This window comes from Terrabacter sp. 01T434 (assembly GCF_056398545.1).
The window spans coordinates 274,833-290,205 of sequence record NZ_JBFTPP010000006.1 but is presented as its reverse complement, the minus strand read 5'-3'; the positions used below and the strand labels follow the sequence as shown (position 1 = coordinate 290,205).

Annotated in this window: 14 protein-coding genes; 6 read left to right on the top strand and 8 right to left on the bottom strand. The window is 70.9% G+C overall.

Going from position 1 to position 15,373, the window contains the following annotated elements; genetic code table 11:
* Window positions 1-7: 7 nt before the first annotated feature.
* Window positions 8-1,792, bottom strand: coding sequence for an acetyl/propionyl/methylcrotonyl-CoA carboxylase subunit alpha (locus AC1DIW_RS15180; protein ID WP_478109172.1), 1,785 nt, complete (start codon window positions 1,790-1,792; stop codon window positions 8-10).
* A gap of 118 nt (window positions 1,793-1,910) precedes the next feature.
* Between AC1DIW_RS15180 and AC1DIW_RS15175 the strand changes: the two genes are divergently transcribed.
* Genes AC1DIW_RS15175 through AC1DIW_RS15165 form a run of 3 tightly spaced genes read left to right on the top strand, consistent with a single transcriptional unit; the run spans window position 1,911 to window position 4,220 of the window.
* Window positions 1,911-2,753, top strand: a complete 843-nt coding sequence (locus AC1DIW_RS15175) for an aldo/keto reductase (RefSeq protein ID WP_478109170.1) — start codon at window positions 1,911-1,913, stop codon at window positions 2,751-2,753.
* A 47-nt stretch (window positions 2,754-2,800) separates the two neighbouring features.
* The gene (locus AC1DIW_RS15170) at window positions 2,801-3,322 is read left to right on the top strand and encodes a DUF3806 domain-containing protein (RefSeq protein WP_442280574.1); all 522 of its coding nucleotides are present in this window, start codon (window positions 2,801-2,803) and stop codon (window positions 3,320-3,322) included.
* A gap of 22 nt (window positions 3,323-3,344) precedes the next feature.
* Window positions 3,345-4,220, top strand: a complete 876-nt coding sequence (locus tag AC1DIW_RS15165) for a tryptophan 2,3-dioxygenase (RefSeq protein WP_478109169.1) — start codon at window positions 3,345-3,347, stop codon at window positions 4,218-4,220.
* Here the strand turns inward: AC1DIW_RS15165 and AC1DIW_RS15160 are convergent.
* The 4 genes from AC1DIW_RS15160 to AC1DIW_RS15145 all read right to left on the bottom strand — a co-directional run bounded on the left by AC1DIW_RS15160 (window position 4,152) and on the right by AC1DIW_RS15145 (window position 7,061).
* Entirely contained in the window at window positions 4,152-4,856 is a 705-nt protein-coding gene (locus tag AC1DIW_RS15160; RefSeq protein WP_478109167.1) for a helix-turn-helix transcriptional regulator, read from the bottom strand. The genes AC1DIW_RS15165 and AC1DIW_RS15160 overlap by 69 nt on opposite strands.
* A 470-nt stretch (window positions 4,857-5,326) precedes the next feature.
* Entirely contained in the window at window positions 5,327-5,782 is a 456-nt protein-coding gene (locus tag AC1DIW_RS15155) for a SufE family protein (protein WP_478109165.1), read from the bottom strand.
* A gap of 4 nt (window positions 5,783-5,786) precedes the next feature.
* On the bottom strand, window positions 5,787-6,665 hold the full coding sequence (locus tag AC1DIW_RS15150; protein WP_478109163.1) for a sulfurtransferase: 879 nt from the start codon (window positions 6,663-6,665) through the stop codon (window positions 5,787-5,789).
* A 12-nt stretch (window positions 6,666-6,677) separates the two neighbouring features.
* Window positions 6,678-7,061 carry a MerR family transcriptional regulator gene (locus tag AC1DIW_RS15145; protein ID WP_442280579.1) on the bottom strand — a complete coding sequence of 128 codons (384 nt, stop codon included), beginning with the start codon at window positions 7,059-7,061 and terminating at the stop codon, window positions 6,678-6,680.
* Between the two features lie 85 nt (window positions 7,062-7,146).
* On the opposite strand from AC1DIW_RS15145, the gene AC1DIW_RS15140 reads away from it, so the two are divergent.
* The 3 genes from AC1DIW_RS15140 to AC1DIW_RS15130 are packed head-to-tail and all read left to right on the top strand — an operon-like array spanning window position 7,147 to window position 11,154.
* The gene (locus tag AC1DIW_RS15140) at window positions 7,147-8,325 is read left to right on the top strand and encodes an acyl-CoA dehydrogenase family protein (protein WP_478109161.1); all 1,179 of its coding nucleotides are present in this window, start codon (window positions 7,147-7,149) and stop codon (window positions 8,323-8,325) included.
* Window positions 8,322-9,893, top strand: a complete 1,572-nt coding sequence (locus tag AC1DIW_RS15135) for an acyl-CoA carboxylase subunit beta (RefSeq protein WP_478109159.1) — start codon at window positions 8,322-8,324, stop codon at window positions 9,891-9,893. The genes AC1DIW_RS15140 and AC1DIW_RS15135 overlap by 4 nt, the downstream gene beginning before the upstream one ends.
* A complete protein-coding gene (locus AC1DIW_RS15130; protein ID WP_478109158.1) occupies window positions 9,847-11,154 on the top strand; it encodes a hypothetical protein in 1,308 nt (435 codons plus the stop codon). Before AC1DIW_RS15135 ends, AC1DIW_RS15130 begins: the two co-directional genes overlap by 47 nt.
* Before the next feature lie 17 nt (window positions 11,155-11,171).
* On the opposite strand, the gene AC1DIW_RS15125 is transcribed toward AC1DIW_RS15130, so the two are convergent.
* The 3 genes from AC1DIW_RS15125 to pknB form a co-directional block, all read right to left on the bottom strand.
* Window positions 11,172-11,849, bottom strand: coding sequence for a Maf family protein (locus AC1DIW_RS15125; RefSeq protein WP_442280583.1), 678 nt, complete (start codon window positions 11,847-11,849; stop codon window positions 11,172-11,174).
* 86 nt (window positions 11,850-11,935) lie between these two features.
* Window positions 11,936-13,630 (bottom strand): DUF885 domain-containing protein, encoded by a 1,695-nt coding sequence (locus AC1DIW_RS15120; RefSeq protein ID WP_478109156.1) that lies wholly within the window; start codon window positions 13,628-13,630, stop codon window positions 11,936-11,938.
* A gap of 84 nt (window positions 13,631-13,714) precedes the next feature.
* A complete protein-coding gene (gene pknB, locus AC1DIW_RS15115; protein ID WP_478109154.1) occupies window positions 13,715-15,364 on the bottom strand; it encodes a Stk1 family PASTA domain-containing Ser/Thr kinase in 1,650 nt (549 codons plus the stop codon).
* Window positions 15,365-15,373: the final 9 nt, after the last annotated feature.

The following is a 15,373-nucleotide window of genomic DNA, read 5'->3' as shown; positions in this document are numbered from 1 at the left end:
GCGGCGCTCAGCCCTCGCCGGCGTCCTTGATCTCGGCGAGCACCGCGCCCGACGTGACGGTCTCGCCGACCGCGGCCGTGAGCCCCGACACGACCCCGGCCTTGTGGGCGGTGATCGGCTGCTCCATCTTCATCGCCTCGAGGACGATGACGAGGTCGCCCGCCGCGACGGTCGCGCCCTCCTCGACGGCGATCTTGACGATGGTGCCCTGCATCGGGGCCGTCAGCGAGTCGCCGGAAGCGGCGCCCCCGGACTTGCCGCCACCGGACCGCTTGGGCGCCTTCTTCTTCGCCGCGGCCACGCCGCCGCCACCACCGAGGGAGAGGCCCCCGGGCAGCGAGACCTCGAGGCGCTTGCCACCGACCTCGACGACGAAGGTCTGGCGCTCCTCGGCCTCGTCCGCGTCGGCCGAGCCCCCGGCATACGGCTCGATGGTGTTGTCGAACTCGGTCTCGATCCAGCGGGTGTGGATCGAGAAGGGCTTCCCGTCGGCCGGCGCGAAGGCCGGGTCGGCCACGACCGCACGGTGGAACGGGACGACGGTCGGCATGCCCTCGATGGTCAGCTCGGCCAGGGCGCGGCGGGCGCGCTCGATGGCCTGCTCGCGGGTGCGTCCGGTGATGACGAGCTTGGCGATCATCGAGTCGAACGCCCCGGCGACGGTGTCGCCCTCGACGATGCCAGCGTCCCAGCGCACGCCCGGCCCGTGCGGCACGACCATCCGGCTCACGGTGCCCGGAGCGGGCAGGAAGCCGCGGCCGGCGTCCTCGCCGTTGATCCGGAACTCGATCGAGTGGGCGTGCGGCTCGGGGTCGCCGTAGTCGAGGGACTCGCCGTTGGCGATGCGGAACTGCTCGCGCACGAGGTCGATGCCGGTGACCTCCTCTGTCACGGGGTGCTCGACCTGCAGGCGGGTGTTGACCTCGAGGAAGCTGATGTCACCGGCCGGCCCGACGAGGAACTCGCACGTGCCGGCGCCGACGTAGCCGGCCCCCTTGAGGATGGCCTTGCTCGCGCGCAGCAGCTCGGTGTGCTGCTCCTCGGTGAGGAACGGCGCCGGAGCCTCCTCGACGAGCTTCTGGTTGCGGCGCTGGAGCGAGCAGTCGCGGGTCGAGACGACGACGACGTTGCCGTGCTGGTCGGCCAGGCACTGGGTCTCGACGTGGCGCGGGTGGTCGAGGAAGCGCTCGACGAAGCACTCGCCGCGGCCGAAGGCCGTCACGGCCTCGCGCACCGCCGACTCGTAGAGGTCGGGGATCTCCTCCATGGCGCGCGCGACCTTGAGGCCGCGGCCGCCGCCGCCGTATGCCGCCTTGATCGCCACCGGGAGGCCGTGCTCCTTGGCGAACTCCACCACCTCGTCGGCGCCGGAGACCGGGTCCTTCGTGCCGGGCACGAGCGGGGCGCCGGCCTTGGTCGCGATGTGGCGCGCCTTGACCTTGTCGCCGAGGGAGTCGATCGCCTCGGGCCCGGGGCCGATCCAGATGAGCCCTGCGTCGATCACGGCCTGGGCGAACGACGCGTTCTCGGCGAGGAAGCCGTAGCCGGGGTGCACGGCGTCGGCGCCGGCCCGGCGGGCGATGTCGAGCAGCTTCTCCTGGACGAGGTAGCTCTCACCGGGGGTCGAGCCCCCGAGGGCGTACGCCTCGTCGGCGACCTTGACGTGCAGGGCATCCCGGTCCGGCTCGGCGTAGACCGCCACCGAGGCGATCCCGCTGTCCGTGCACGCCCGCGCGATGCGGACGGCGATCTCACCACGGTTTGCGATCAGGACCTTGCTGATGGATGGCATGGCTCGGACTCTATCGGGCCGACGTCGCGTCGCCCCTGTGTCCTCAGGCGTATTCCCGGTCGTCTCAGAGTGAGGTCCGGCACATCACCGGTGCCAGCGCCGACCTAGCGTGAGTGGCATGACGACACACCAGTCAGCACCCACGCTCGCTCTCGGCCACGCCTCCACCCCCGGCCTGTCCATCCCGCAGGTCGGTTTCGGTGTCTGGGAGGTCCCGGACGCGGACGTCGACGCCGCCTTCGGCCGCGCCCTCGAGGTCGGCTACCGGCACATCGACACGGCGCGCATCTACGGCAACGAGGAGGGCGTCGGCCGTGTCCTCGGCCGCGAGGACGTCGACCGCGACGACGTTTTCGTCACCACGAAGGTCTGGAACGACGACCACGCGGACGTCCCGGCCGCCTTCGACGCCTCGATGAAGCGCCTCGGGATCGACGTCCTCGACCTCTACCTGATCCACTGGCCGGCGCCGCAGCAGGACGCCTACGTCGACGCGTGGAAGGCCATGCTCGACCTCCAGCGCGAGGGGCGGGTCCGCTCCGTCGGGGTCTGCAACTTCCAGGTGCCGCACCTGCAGCGACTGCTCGACGAGACCGGCGTGCTGCCCTCGGTCAACCAGATCGAGCTGAGCCCCTACCTCCAGCAGCGCGAGCTGCGCGCCTTCCATGCCGAGCACGGCATCGTGACCGAGGCGTGGAGCCCGCTGGCCGTCCGCGCCGGCCTGTTCGACGACCCGGTCGTCGCGCAGCTCGCCGCCAAGCACGAGGTCACCCCCGCCCAGCTCGTCCTGCGCTGGCACGTCGAGCTCGGCAACGTCGTGCTGACGCGGTCGGTCACCCCGGCGCGGATCGCCGAGAACGTCGAGATCTTCGGGTTCGCCCTCGGCGACGACGACCTCGAGGCGCTGGCCGGGCTCGACCGCGGCACCCGCACCGGCCCCGACCCGGACACCTTCGGCTGACCCGCCTGACCTGACCCGGTCGCGTCCGAGCCACTAGATTGGCGGGCATGGGACTGTTCTCGCGGAAGAGCAAGGACGACACCTCTGTGCCGACGGACGCGACCGCGGTCGCCGAGTTCGAGGCCGCTGAGGGCGACGACGCGCTGACCCCCGACTTCACGGGCCGGCCGGTCGCCAACCCGCTCGGCGACGACGAGCGCGCCCGCATCGCCACCGCACTCGAGCACGCGGCTGCGGAGGGCGTGGACGTCGACGACCTCTCGTCCATCGGGTCCCACTACGACGCCGCCTTCCGGCGGTGGTCCGACGAGGGCGGGTCGGGCGAGGGCCCCGACGTCATCGTCGAGACGTATGCCGTTGCCATCGGTGAGTACCTGGCCCGCCACAGCGCCCGGGACTGGGCGGTCGTCACCGACGTGTTCGGCACCGACCTGGGGCTGGTCGCGGCACGAGCCGACACGGTGGTCGTGCCGCACAACCTCGTCGGCGCCCGGTGGATGCGCGGTGAGACCGGATGGGTGCCGGGCGTCGTCTCGCACCTCGTGAGCATCCGCCCGCGCTCGCGCTGACCCGGCCCCTAGGATCGCGGGCATGGACAACGGTGCCCACGGCGGACTGGACCGGCGCAGCAAGCGCGACCTGGAGGAGGGTATCCAGCGCGACTTCACGCGCAAGATGTCCTACGGCGACTATCTCCGCCTCGACACGCTGCTCAGTGCTCAGCAACCGCTGAGCGAGCCGCCGCAGCATGACGAGCTGCTCTTCATCATCCAGCACCAGACGTCCGAGCTGTGGCTCAAGCTGCTGATCCACGAGCTGCGCTCAGCCAGGAACCTGCTCCGCGACGACCAGCTGGGCCCGGCCCTGAAACGGCTCGCCCGGGTCAAGCACATCCAGCACACGCTCACGGACCAGTGGTCGGTGCTCGCGACGCTGACGCCGAGTGAGTACGCCGAGATCCGGCCCTTCCTCGCCACGAGCTCGGGCTTCCAGTCGGCGCAGTACCGCGAGGTCGAGTTCCTGCTCGGCAACAAGAACGCCGACATGGTGGCGGTCTTCGCGCACGACCAGGGCGCCCGCACCGCCCTGGACGCGCTCCTGCGCGAGCCGAGCCTCTACGACGAGTTCCTCGCCTACCTCGCTCGGCGTGGGTATGCCGTGCCGCCGGTCCTCCTCGACCGTGACTGGACCCAGCCGTACCGCCTCGACGAGGGGCTCGTCGACGTCTTCGCCGGTGTCTATGCCCGGCCGAACGAGCACTGGGGTGTCTACGAGACGTGCGAGGAGCTGGTCGATCTCGAGGACAACTTCCAGCAGTGGCGGTTCCGTCACCTCCAGGTCGTCCAGCGCACCATCGGGCAGAAGACGGGCACCGGAGGCTCGACGGGCGTCGACTTCCTACGACGAGCGCTCGACCTCACCTTCTTCCCCGAGCTGTACGAGGTCCGCACTCGCATCGGGGGCTGACGACCGGGCAGCGAGGAGTCGTCGCCAGAGGTCGCCGGTCCGGGGCTCGCACTGGCACGGGCACTCGGTCACGCACACCTCTTCGAAGCACGCGTCGAGGCACTCACACACGAGATCCGGCGCCGGCGGCGCATCAACCCGCGGCTGTCGGCCGCGCATGAGGCGTCGTCGCAGGGCGAGCTCGTTCTCCGTCGGGTGGTCGGCCGGTCGCTCCCGGAGCGGCGCGTCCTCGGCACCACGCTGGTCGCGAGCGGTTCGGTGCTGGAACCAGCCCTGCGCGTCGGGTCGGTCGTAGCGCGGGAACGCCCACCGCTCGTACGGCACCTCGTCCGGGGGCGCCACGTCGAGATGCGCGGGGAACCGGCGCCCCTGGTTGTCGCGCACCGTGTCGACCGGCACGGGAAACACCTCGTTCCCGTCACCGTCCACGACCGCGAGCCGAAGGCTAGCCAGATCCAGGATCTCCTCGAAGAGGAGCAGCGATGGCGCCGCGCTTCCGGTCTCGTAGCGGCCGATCGTGCTCGGCGCCACACCTACGCGAGCAGCCAGATCACGTTGGCTCAGGTCTGCGAGCCGACGCGCGCGGATGACGTAGCGTGCGACTCCGTCACGCATCCGCTCGATCCTGATGTCCATGTCGCCGATCGTGACGCGGTCCACTGACACAGCCGGAGTGTCGACCCGTGGTTGTCCACAAGCGTGGTGGCAACCGGTGGGGCTGTGGACGAGGGACCTAGGTCACTGCCTCCCCTCGTGGAGCAGTGACGTAGCGGCTCGGCATGGTCACCCAGCGGGTGGTGAGGGGTCGGCGGCTACGTCAGTGCTCCGGTGGGTGGGGCAGTAACGTAGCAGTTCGGCATGGTCACCCAGCGGGTGGTGAGGGGTCGGCGGCTACGTCAGTGCTCCGGTGGGTGGGGCAGTAACGTAGCAGTTCGGCATGGTCACCCAGCGGGTGGTGAGGGGTTGGCGGCTACGTCAGTGCTCCGGTGGGTGGGGCAGTGACGTAGCGGCTGGGCCTGGTCACCTGGCGGGCGGTGGGGTGCTGGCGGCTACGTCGGTGCTCCGGTGGGTGGGGCAGTGACGTAGCGCGCCGTCGATGACCTGACTCAGGTGGCSGTCTTGGCGCGGACCTGGCGTTTGATGCGGGCGAGCATCGCGACCATGCCGCGCATGCGCAGGGGGGACACCGCTTCCGCGAGGCCGAATCGCATCGGGGCGTCGTCGGGTACGGCGAGCACCTCGGCTGCGGAGAGGCCGTCGAGGCCCTCACGGAGAATGCCCGCGAAGCCGCGCGTCGTCGGGGCCTCGGCGGGCGCGTCGAAGAACAGGCTGACGACCCGATCCTCGAGGGACGCGCCGTCACCCACCTCGACGGTGAGGAAGAGCGGCGACTGGCACTCGTCGACGCGTTCGAGCTGGTCGAGGTGGCCGGCATACCGCTCGGGCAGGCCGGGCAGCTCGTCACTGAACTCCAGCAGCAGCTGCAGCTTGAGGTCGTTGCTGGCCGAGCGGAAGTCCTCGGCGATCTCGGCCAGCGACGCGGGCAGGGCGGTCTCGGTCACGGGTTCACCTCTCGATCGGGACGCGTACGGCGTTGCCCCACTCGGTCCACGAACCGTCGTAGTTGCGCACCGCCTCGAAACCCAGCAGGTGTGTCAGGACGAACCACGTGTGCGACGAGCGCTCGCCGATGCGGCAGTACGCGACCACGTCGTCCGAGGGCGTGAGTCCCTGCTCCTGCAGGTAGATCGCCTCGAGGTCCTCACGGGACTTGAACGAGCCGTCCTCGTTGGCCGCGCGTGCCCACGGCACGGACTTGGCGCCGGGGATGTGTCCGCCGCGCATCGCGCCCTCCTGCGGGTAGTCGGGCATGTGCAGCAGCTCACCCGAGTACTCGCCGGGGGAGCGGACGTCGACGAGTGGCTTGCCGAGGTGGGCGAGCACGTCGTCCTTGAACGCCCGGATCGGGGCGTCGTCCCGGTCGGCCACGGGATAGTCCACCGACGTCGCGGTCGGCACGTCACGGGTCAGCTCGCGGCCCTCAGCGATCCACTTGGCGCGGCCGCCGTCGAGCAGCCGGACGTCCTCGTGCCCGAAGAGGCTGAAGACCCACAGCGCGTAGGCCGCCCACCAGTTGCTCTTGTCGCCGTAGATGACCACGGTCGTGTCGCGCCGGATCCCGCGCGAGCCCATCACCTCGGCGAACCGGGCGCCGTCGACGTAGTCGCGCGACACCTGGTCGTTGAGGTCGGCGTGCCAGTCGATCTTGAGGGCGCCGGGGATGTGACCGGTCTCGTAGAGCAGCACGTCCTCGTCCGACTCCAGCAGCACGATCCCGTCGGGGCCGCCGATCCGGCCGGCCGCGACCTGCTCCGCGAGCCAGTCGGTGGTGACGAGGCGCTCGGGGTGGGCGTAGGCGGAGATCTTCGTGTCTTCGGCGCTCATGAGCCCATCGTGTCACGCGAGCTTGTCGAGATCCTCACGGCATCGTCGCTCGAACTCGCCCAGCTCGGCGATGGCGTCCTGGATGTCCCGCAGCCGCTGGTCGAGATCTGCCCGGCGCTCGTCGATCTGGCCGAGGACGTACTCGAGCTGGGCGCGACGGCCCCGAGGCGCGTCGAACAGGTCGATGATCGTGCGGATCTCCTCGAGCGGGAAACCCAGTCGCTTGCCCCGCAGGATGAGGCCGAGACGCGTCCGGTCCCGACGGTGGTAGATCCGCTGCGTCCCACGGCGCTCGGGGGAGATCAGGCCGAGGTCCTCGTAGTGGCGCACGGTCCGGTGCGTGACGTCGAACTCCTCCGCCACCTCGGCGATGGTCCAGGTCGGCGCACTTGTCATGAGGTCGATAGTGCTTTACGTTTACGTCAACGTCAAGCACGCGTCACGAGCGCATGATGACGGCGACGATCTCAGGAGAACAGCGATGTTCGAGCTCAGCCAGGACCACGAGGACTTCCGGATGGTCGTCCGCGACTTCGCCGAGAAGGAGGTCGCGCCCAACATCGCCAAGTGGGACGCTGCCGCCTACTTCCCGACCGACCTCGTGCCCAAGATGGGTGACCTCGGCCTGTTCGGCCTCGTCGTCCCGGAGGAGTTCGGCGGCGCGGGCGACGCCGGCGACTTCACGAGCCTCTGCGTCGCCATCGAGGAGCTCGGCCGCGTCGACCAGTCCATCGGCATCACGCTCTCCGCCGGGGTCGGCCTCGGCATCAACCCGATCCTCACCTACGGCACCGAGGAGCAGAAGCAGCGCTTCCTGCCCGACCTCGTCTCGGGCCGCGCGCTCGCCGGTTTCGGCCTCACCGAGCCCGAGGCCGGCTCCGACGCCGGAGCCACTCGGACCCGCGCCGCGCGCGACGGTGACGAGTGGGTCGTCAGCGGGTCGAAGGCGTTCATCACCAACTCCGGCACCGACATCACCTCGGTCGTCACCGTCACCGCGCGCACCGGCACGAACGAGGACGGATCGCCCCAGATCTCGGCGATCATGGTCCCGGCCGGAACGCCCGGCTTCGTCGTCGAACCGGCCTACCACAAGCTCGGCTGGCACGTGTCCGACACCCACGGCCTCACCTTCGAGGACTGCCGCGTCCCGGCCGACCACCTCCTCGGCGCGGAGGGGCAGGGCTTCAAGCAGTTCCTCAAGACCCTCGACGACGGTCGCATCGCCATCTCGGCGCTGGCCGTCGGCTGCGCCCAGGCGTGCCTCGAGCTCGCCACCGACTACGCCAAGACCCGCACGGCCTTCGGTCGTCCGATCGGCGTCAACCAGGGCGTCTCCTTCCAGCTGGCCGACCTGGCCGTCATGGTCGAGGGCGCGCGCCTGCTGACGTACAAGGCCGCCTGGCTCAAGGACGAGCTCCACGCCGGCAAGCGCTCGGTCAAGGAGGTCAAGCAGGCCGCCGCCATTGCCAAGCTCTACTCGACGGAGGCCGCCGTCACCGCCACCCGCATCGCGACGCAGGTGTTCGGTGGCAACGGCTTCATGGAGGAGTTCCCCGTCGCACGCTTCTACCGCGACGCCAAGATCCTCGAGATCGGTGAGGGCACCTCCGAGGTGCAGCGGATGCTCATCGCCCGTGGCCTGGGTCTGCCGGCATGAGCGCAGCCGCGTCGATCTCGAACCCCCACGGCGACCCGCGCGTCGCCGACGTCCGGGCCCGTCTCGCCGCGGCCCACACCGCGTCGGCCAGCGCGCCCGACAAGGCGCAGGCCAAGCTCGACGCCCAGGGCAAGATCTACGTCCGCGACCGCATCGCCCTGCTCTTCGACGAGGGCAGCTTCGTCGAGGACGGCCGCTACGCCAACGCGCTCCAGCCCGGGCTGCCGGCCGATGGCGTGGTCACCGGCCGTGGCACCGTCGACGGTCGCCCCGCGATCGTCATCGCCAACGACCCGACGGTCAAGGCCGGCTCCTGGGGCTCGCGCACGGTCGAGAAGATCGTCCGCGCCACCGAGATGGCGCTGCGCGAGGAGCTGCCCGTCTTCTGGTTCGTCGACTCTGCGGGTGCCCGCATCACCGACCAGGTCGAGATGTTCCCCGGCCGCCGCGGCGCCGGTCGCATCTTCCACAACCAGGTGGCGCTCTCGGGCAAGGTGCCGCAGATCTGCTGCCTCTTCGGTCCGAGCGCCGCGGGCGGGGCCTACATCCCCAGCTTCTGCGACCTCATCATCATGGTCGAGGGCAACGCCTCGATGTACCTCGGCAGCCCCCGCATGGCCGAGATGGTCGTCGGCGAGAAGGTCTCCCTCGAGGAGATGGGTGGCGCCCGGATGCACTGCACCGTCTCCGGGGTCGGCGACCTGCTCGCGCACGACGACGCCGAGGCCATCGAGCTGGCCAAGCTCTACTTCTCCTACGTCCCCGGCAGCTGGCGCGACCACCCGCCGACGTATGCCGCCGAGGCACCGGCCACGCCGCTCACCCCCGAGACCGTGCCCGAGCGCGAGTCGGTGCCCTTCGACATCCACGACGTCATAGACGGGCTCGTCGACGACGACTCCTTCTTCGAGCTCAAGCCGCTGTGGGCGGGCGAGCTCGTCATCGGCTTCGGCCGCCTCGAGGGCCAGACCGTCGGCATCGTCGCGAACAACTCGATGGTCAAGGGTGGCGTGCTCTTCACCGACAGCGCGGACAAGGCCGCGCGCTTCATCTGGCTGTGCGATGCCTTCAACGTGCCGCTCGTCTACCTGGCCGACGTGCCGGGCTTCATGATCGGCTCGGAGGTCGAGCGGGGCGGCATCATCCGCCACGGGGCCAAGATGGTCAGCGCGGTCTCGTCCGCCACGGTGCCGCAGTTCTGCGTCATCGTGCGCAAGGCCTACGGCGCCGGGCTCTACGCCATGGGCGGTCCCGGCTTCGGACCCGACGCGACCATCGCCCTGCCGACCGCCCGGATCGCCGTCATGGGTCCGGAGGCCGCCGTCAACGCCGTCTATGCCAACAAGATCGCCGAGATCGCGGACCCGGACGAGCAGGCACGGTTCGTCGCGGACCGCCGTCGCGAGTACGAGGAGGACGTCGACATCGAGCGTCTCGCGGCCGACCTGGTGCTCGACTCCATCATCGAGGCGGATGAACTGCGCTCGGACCTCGTGCGACGACTGGCTTATGCTTCCCGGCGTGACCGTCACTTCAGCGAGCGCCGACGCGCCGTCCCGCCGGTCTGAGCCGCGTCTCGGTCGCCGCCTCGAGCACCCCGACCGGGAGGTCGAGGCGAAGCAGCCGTTCTGGCGACGCTTCCCGGTCTGGTTCCCGTTCGCCGTCTTCGCGGTCTCGCGCCTGTTCGTCTGGGTGGCGGCCACCTACCTCTCGCGCTACCAGATCCCGCTGCCCATCGGGACGGCGAACATCCGGATCTTCTACCCCACCCCGGCGGACCCCGGCTACAACGCCGTCATGACCGGCTGGGACGGCCAGTGGTACCGCGTCATCGCCGAACACGGCTATCCCGCAGTCCTGCCCCGCGTCGGCTGGGGCGGCATCGACATGAACCCGTGGGCGTTCTTCCCGGTGTTCCCCATGACGTCCGGGCTGGTCATGAAGGTCACCGGGCTGGGTTTCACCGTCGTCGCACCGGTGCTGTCGACGGCCATCGGTTTCGCCGCGATGCACGTGCTCTTCAAGCTCGTCGACCAGGCGGTCGGGCGCTGGGAGGCGATCGTCGCCGTCGTCGCGACCTGCTTCTTCATCGCCTCCCCGGCGTTCTCGGCGTCCTACACCGAGTCCACCGCCCTGCTCGGCGTCGTCACGGTGCTCTGGCTGATGCGGAAGCGGCAGTACTGGTGGGTCGTCCTCGCGCTGCTCGTGCTCTCGCTGAGCCGCAACGTCGTCATCGCCATGGTGCCGGTCATCGTCGCCCACTGGGTCGTGCGCTGGCGTCAGGGTGACGAGGGAGAGCACCCGGTGCGCCTGCGCGTCGGACTGGGGGCGCTCGCGGCATACGCCGGCGCCCTGACGTGGCTCTGGCCGACGATCGTCACGATCGCGACGGACACCCCCAACGCGTACAACGACACGATGCTCGCCTGGAACATCGAGACGAAGATCAAGCTCTACCTCTGGTGGAACCTGCTCTACGACTACTGGGGCGTCATCGGTCAGGTCGCCGGGGTGCTCGGTGTCGCGGCATTCACCTGGTTCATGCTCTCGAAGAACTCGTGGCGCTGGGGTCCGGAGATCTGGGGCTGGGCCGGCGCCTACCCGGCCTACATCATCCTCGTGACGAGCACGACCCCGAGTCGCGTGCGCTACGCCCTGCTCGCCTTCCCGATGACGCTGGTCATCGCGTGGTTCCTCAAGCTGCGCTGGTGGGGGCGCTACCGCTACTGGCTGCTCGGGCTCATCGTCGTCGTCGGCGCGGCCCAGATGTGGTGGTGGACCGAGCACTACCTCGTCATCGAGAACCTCACCGACGACCTGTACCCCTGAGGCCCCGCGTGGCGCCGTCAGCCGCAGTCGGGCTGGCGCCGCACGCACCCCACGACGTCGAACCACTCGATGCCGGCGTCGGCGAGCAGCTCGCGCAGCAACGGGAGGGACAGGCCGACGACGTTGTGGTGGTCGCCCTCGACAGCCGTGATGAACGCGCCGCCGAGCCCGTCGATGGTGAAGGCGCCTGCCACCGTGAGCGGTTCGCCCGTGGCGACGTAGGCGGCGATCTCCTCGTCGGAGACCTCGGCGAAGTGGACGGTCGTCGACGCGGTCGCGCCGAGGGTCGCCCCGCCGCCGTTCCGCTCGTCGATGAGCCAGTGTCCGGTGTGCAGCACCCCGGAGCGGCCGCGCATCCGACGCCACCGCGCCACGGCCTCCTCGGCGTCGCCCGGCTTGCCGTGCACCTCGCCGTCGAGCTCGAGCACCGAGTCGCAGCCCAGCACGACGGCGTGGTCGTCGAGCCGGGAAGCGACATCCTCCGCCTTGGCACGCGCCAGCAGCAACGCGATGTCGCCGGGGCCCAGCAGGCCGTAGCGGTCCGTCGCCTCGGCGACGGTGAGGTCCTCGTCGACGCCGCTCACGAGGACGACGGGCTCGATCCCCGCCGCGCGGAGGGTCGAGCGACGCGCGGGGGAGGCGGAGGCGAGGACGAGCTGGACGGTCGGCACGTCGGGGAGGGGGCTCGTCGGCATGACGACATGCTAGGCGCCGATCCGGAGCCGGCGGGCGTCAACGGCGCCACTCCGAGGAGCGGCGCCGTCAGCGGTGCGGGCGGACCTCAGATCTCCTGGAGGACAGCTGCGCGCAGGGTGTCGAGGCCGACGCCGCCGATGTCGAGCGCCCGACGGTGGAAGGACTTGAGGTCGAACGCGTCGCCCTCGCGCTGCTTGACCTCGTCACGCAGCTGGAGCCACAGCCGTTCGCCGATCTTGTAGCTCGGCGCCTGGCCCGGCCAACCGAGGTAGCGGTTGAGCTCGAAGCGCAGGATCTTCTCGTCCATGAAGCCGTAGCGGGTCAGGTAGGTCCACGCCTTGTCGTAGTCCCACGCACCCCCGCCGACCTCGTCCGGGGCGTCGAAGCCGCAGTGCACGCCGATGTCGATGACGACGCGAGCGGCCCGAAGCGACTGTCCCGCAAGCCAGCCCATCCGGTTGCCCGGGTCGTCCATGTAGCCGAGCTCGGCCATGAGCCGCTCGGCGTAGAGCGCCCACCCCTCGCCGTGACCCGAGGTCCAGGCCTCGAGCCGGCGCCAGCGGTTGAGCAGCTCGGAGCGGTAGACCGTCTGCGCGACCTGGAGGTGATGGCCGGGGACCCCCTCGTGGTAGACGGTCGTCAGCTCGTTCCACGTGCGGAACTCGGTGTTGCCCTTCGGCACCGACCACCACATCCGCCCCGGCCGGCTGAAGTCGTCGGACGGCCCGGTGTAGTAGATGCCGCCGGTCTGCGTCGGCGCGATCATGCACTCGATGCGCTGCACCGGCCCGGGGATGTCGAAGTGCACGTCCTTGAGGTCGGCGATGACCTCGTCGGCGCGCTCCTGCATCCAGGCCTTGAGGGCGTCGGTGCCGTGCAGCTGGTACTTCTCGTCGGCGTCGAGGATCTCGACACCGCGCGCGACGCTGGCGCCGGCCTCGAGCCCGTCGGCGATCTCGCTCATCTGGGCGTGGAGGCTCGCGACCTCCTGCTGGCCCCAGCGGTAGGTCTCCTCGAGGTCGACGGTGGCACCGAGGAAGTAGCGCGACTCGAGGGCGTAGCGCTCGCGCCCGCAGGCGTCTGCCTCGGGCGCGTGCGGCAGCAGCTCCCGCTCGAGCCAGTCGGCCATCGCGCCGTATGCCGCCGACGCAGCCTGTGCGGAGGCGGCGAGCGCCGCCGCGAGCTCGCTCTCCAACGGCTCGTCGCCGACCGTGGCGTCGGCCACGATCTTGGCGAAGTAGCCGTCGTCGGCGGTGAGGTCGCGGGACTGCTCGGCGCAGGCCTCGACCTGGCGGCGCGGCGAGACCTGCCCACGCTCGCGGGCGAGGAGCAGCGCCTCCTGGTAGCCCTCGAGGGCGGCCGGGATCTTGCCCATCCGGGTCGCGAAGACGCGCCAGTCGTCCGCCGTCTGCTGCGGCATCAGGTCGAAGACGTCGCGGACGCTCTGGAGGGGCGACGCGAGGACGTTGAGCGACATCTCGTCGAGTCCCGCGGCATACCGGTCCTCGGCGAGCTGGAGGCGCTCGGTCATGGCGTCGACGGTGACCCGGTCGACGTCGTCGCTCGGAGTCGCAGTGGCCAGTCGGGCCAGCGTGGCCCGGCGCAGCTCGGCGGCGGCGGCGTTACCGGCGGGCGAGAGGTCGTCGAGATCCTCCTCGCCGCCGGGCACGCCGAGGAAGGTCGCGTTGATGGGACTGAGGGCGACGGCGGCCTCGAAGTAGGTCTCCGCGATGCGGTCGACGTCGGTCCGGGGTCGCGCGGTCTGGGTGTTGGCGGTCACCCGGTGAAGGTAATCGAGGCCGGCGCCGCGTGCCAGCACATTGTGCGCGGTCCGGCGGCGGTGGTCGCCGCCGCGGGTCGTGCGTCAGCCGCCGTTGGACGAGCCGCCCTTGTCGCCACCGCCCACGACGAGCACGACGACCCCGTCGGTCGTCCGGGCGCCGGCCGCGGGCCACGTCGCCAGCACCTGCCCCTCCTTGCCGGGGGCGGGGATGGTGACTCGCGTGACCCGGACGTCCGTGCCGCCCAGGCGCTGCGTCGCGTCCGAGGCGCTGGTGCCGACGAGCCCGTCGGGGACGACGAACGAGGAGCTGACCTGGTCGGGTGCATGTCCACGGCTCACGACCAGGGCCACCGTCTGGCCCTTCGTCAGCGGCTGGCCCTCCGCGGGGAAGGAGCCCATGACCGCGCCGTCCGGTTGCGTCGAGCGCACGAGGACCCACCGCACGTTGACCCCGGAGCCGATGAGCTCGCGGACCGCGGCGTCGCGCTGCCGGCCGACCAGGCCGGAGGGAACGGCGCTGCCGTCGGCCGGGGCGGAGGTGGTGGGCGGAGTCGATGACGGCGTCGAGGAGCTCGCCGCGGGCTTGCCGGTGGCGGGCGGGGCGGCCGGGTCCGAACCCGACAGCAGGACGTAGGCCAGCGTCGCGACGAGCGCCACGACGGCGGCGGCGAGCACCCAGACGACGGGCCTCCGGCCGGACGGTCGCCGATGCGCCTCAGCGCTCGAGCGCTCGGTCGTGTCGACGGGGCCGGTCGGCGGACCCGACGCGACGGCCGGCATCATCGCCGTGCTCGACGCCGGGCTGGACGGCGGGCTCGACGCGGGGCTGGACGTCGTGGCGGCGAGGTCGAGGACCGCGGTCGCCTCGCCCAGCGGGAGGGCCCGGGTTGCAGCGTCGGCGAGCGTCTCGTGGACCCGCAGTGCTGCGGCCATCGCGTCGGCGTCGGGGTAGCGGTCGGCGGGCGCCTTCGCGGTGGCCCGCACGACGACCTCGTCGAGGTTCGCGGGCAGGTCGGCGACGCGCGAGCTGGGCAGCGGCACCGGCTCGTCGAGGTGGCGGATGGCGACCGCGACGGGGGTGTCGCCCTCGAAGGGGACGGCGCCGGTCAGCATCTGGAAGAGCAGGATCCCGAGCGAGTAGAGGTCGGACGCCGGGGTCGTGGGCTCCCCGCGGGCCTGCTCCGGGGCGATGTAGGCGGCGGTCCCCATGACCGTGCCGGTGTCGGTGATCGACGCCTGCCCGAGCGCGCGTGCGATCCCGAAGTCCGTGACCTTGACGGTGCCGTCGGGCCGGACGATGACGTTGCCCGGCTTGACGTCCCGGTGCACGACCCCGGCACGGTGGGCCACCGCCAGGGCGGCGCAGACCTGCTCGGCGATGCGCACGGCGTCGCTGGGGGTGAGCCGGCCGTGCTCGCGGATCAGGTGGGCGAGGTCCCAGCCCTCGGCATACTCCATCACGATGAAGTGGGAGGCGCCGTCGACGCCGTAGTCGTAGACCTGCGCGATGTTCGGGTGGGAGAGCGCGGCGGCCGTCAGGGCCTCACGACGGAAGCGCTCGACGAAGTCGGGGGACTCGGCGAAAGCCGGGGAGAGGACCTTGACGGCGACCTGTCGACCGAGGCGCTCGTCGGTCGCGAGATACACCTCACCCATGCCGCCGACGGCGATGCGCTCGCCCAGCAGGTAGCGCTGAGCGATGCGGACGGCGGGTGAGGAGTCGACAGACATGGGCATCGA

Bases quoted from the DNA above. Each gene is read 5' to 3' on its own strand.
- AC1DIW_RS15140 (WP_478109161.1), top strand. From the start codon at position 7,147: ATGTTCGAGCTCAGCCAGGACCACGAGGACTTCCGGATGGTCGTCCGC.
- AC1DIW_RS15150 (WP_478109163.1), bottom strand. From the start codon at position 6,665: ATGAGCGCCGAAGACACGAAGATCTCCGCCTACGCCCACCCCGAGCGC.
- AC1DIW_RS15165 (WP_478109169.1), top strand. From the start codon at position 3,345: ATGGACAACGGTGCCCACGGCGGACTGGACCGGCGCAGCAAGCGCGAC.
- AC1DIW_RS15160 (WP_478109167.1), bottom strand. From the start codon at position 4,856: ATGGACATCAGGATCGAGCGGATGCGTGACGGAGTCGCACGCTACGTC.
- AC1DIW_RS15135 (WP_478109159.1), top strand. From the start codon at position 8,322: ATGAGCGCAGCCGCGTCGATCTCGAACCCCCACGGCGACCCGCGCGTC.
- AC1DIW_RS15170 (WP_442280574.1), top strand. From the start codon at position 2,801: ATGGGACTGTTCTCGCGGAAGAGCAAGGACGACACCTCTGTGCCGACG.
- AC1DIW_RS15145 (WP_442280579.1), bottom strand. From the start codon at position 7,061: ATGACAAGTGCGCCGACCTGGACCATCGCCGAGGTGGCGGAGGAGTTC.
- AC1DIW_RS15175 (WP_478109170.1), top strand. From the start codon at position 1,911: ATGACGACACACCAGTCAGCACCCACGCTCGCTCTCGGCCACGCCTCC.
- AC1DIW_RS15125 (WP_442280583.1), bottom strand. From the start codon at position 11,849: ATGCCGACGAGCCCCCTCCCCGACGTGCCGACCGTCCAGCTCGTCCTC.
- AC1DIW_RS15180 (WP_478109172.1), bottom strand. From the start codon at position 1,792: ATGCCATCCATCAGCAAGGTCCTGATCGCAAACCGTGGTGAGATCGCC.
- pknB (WP_478109154.1), bottom strand. From the start codon at position 15,364: ATGTCTGTCGACTCCTCACCCGCCGTCCGCATCGCTCAGCGCTACCTG.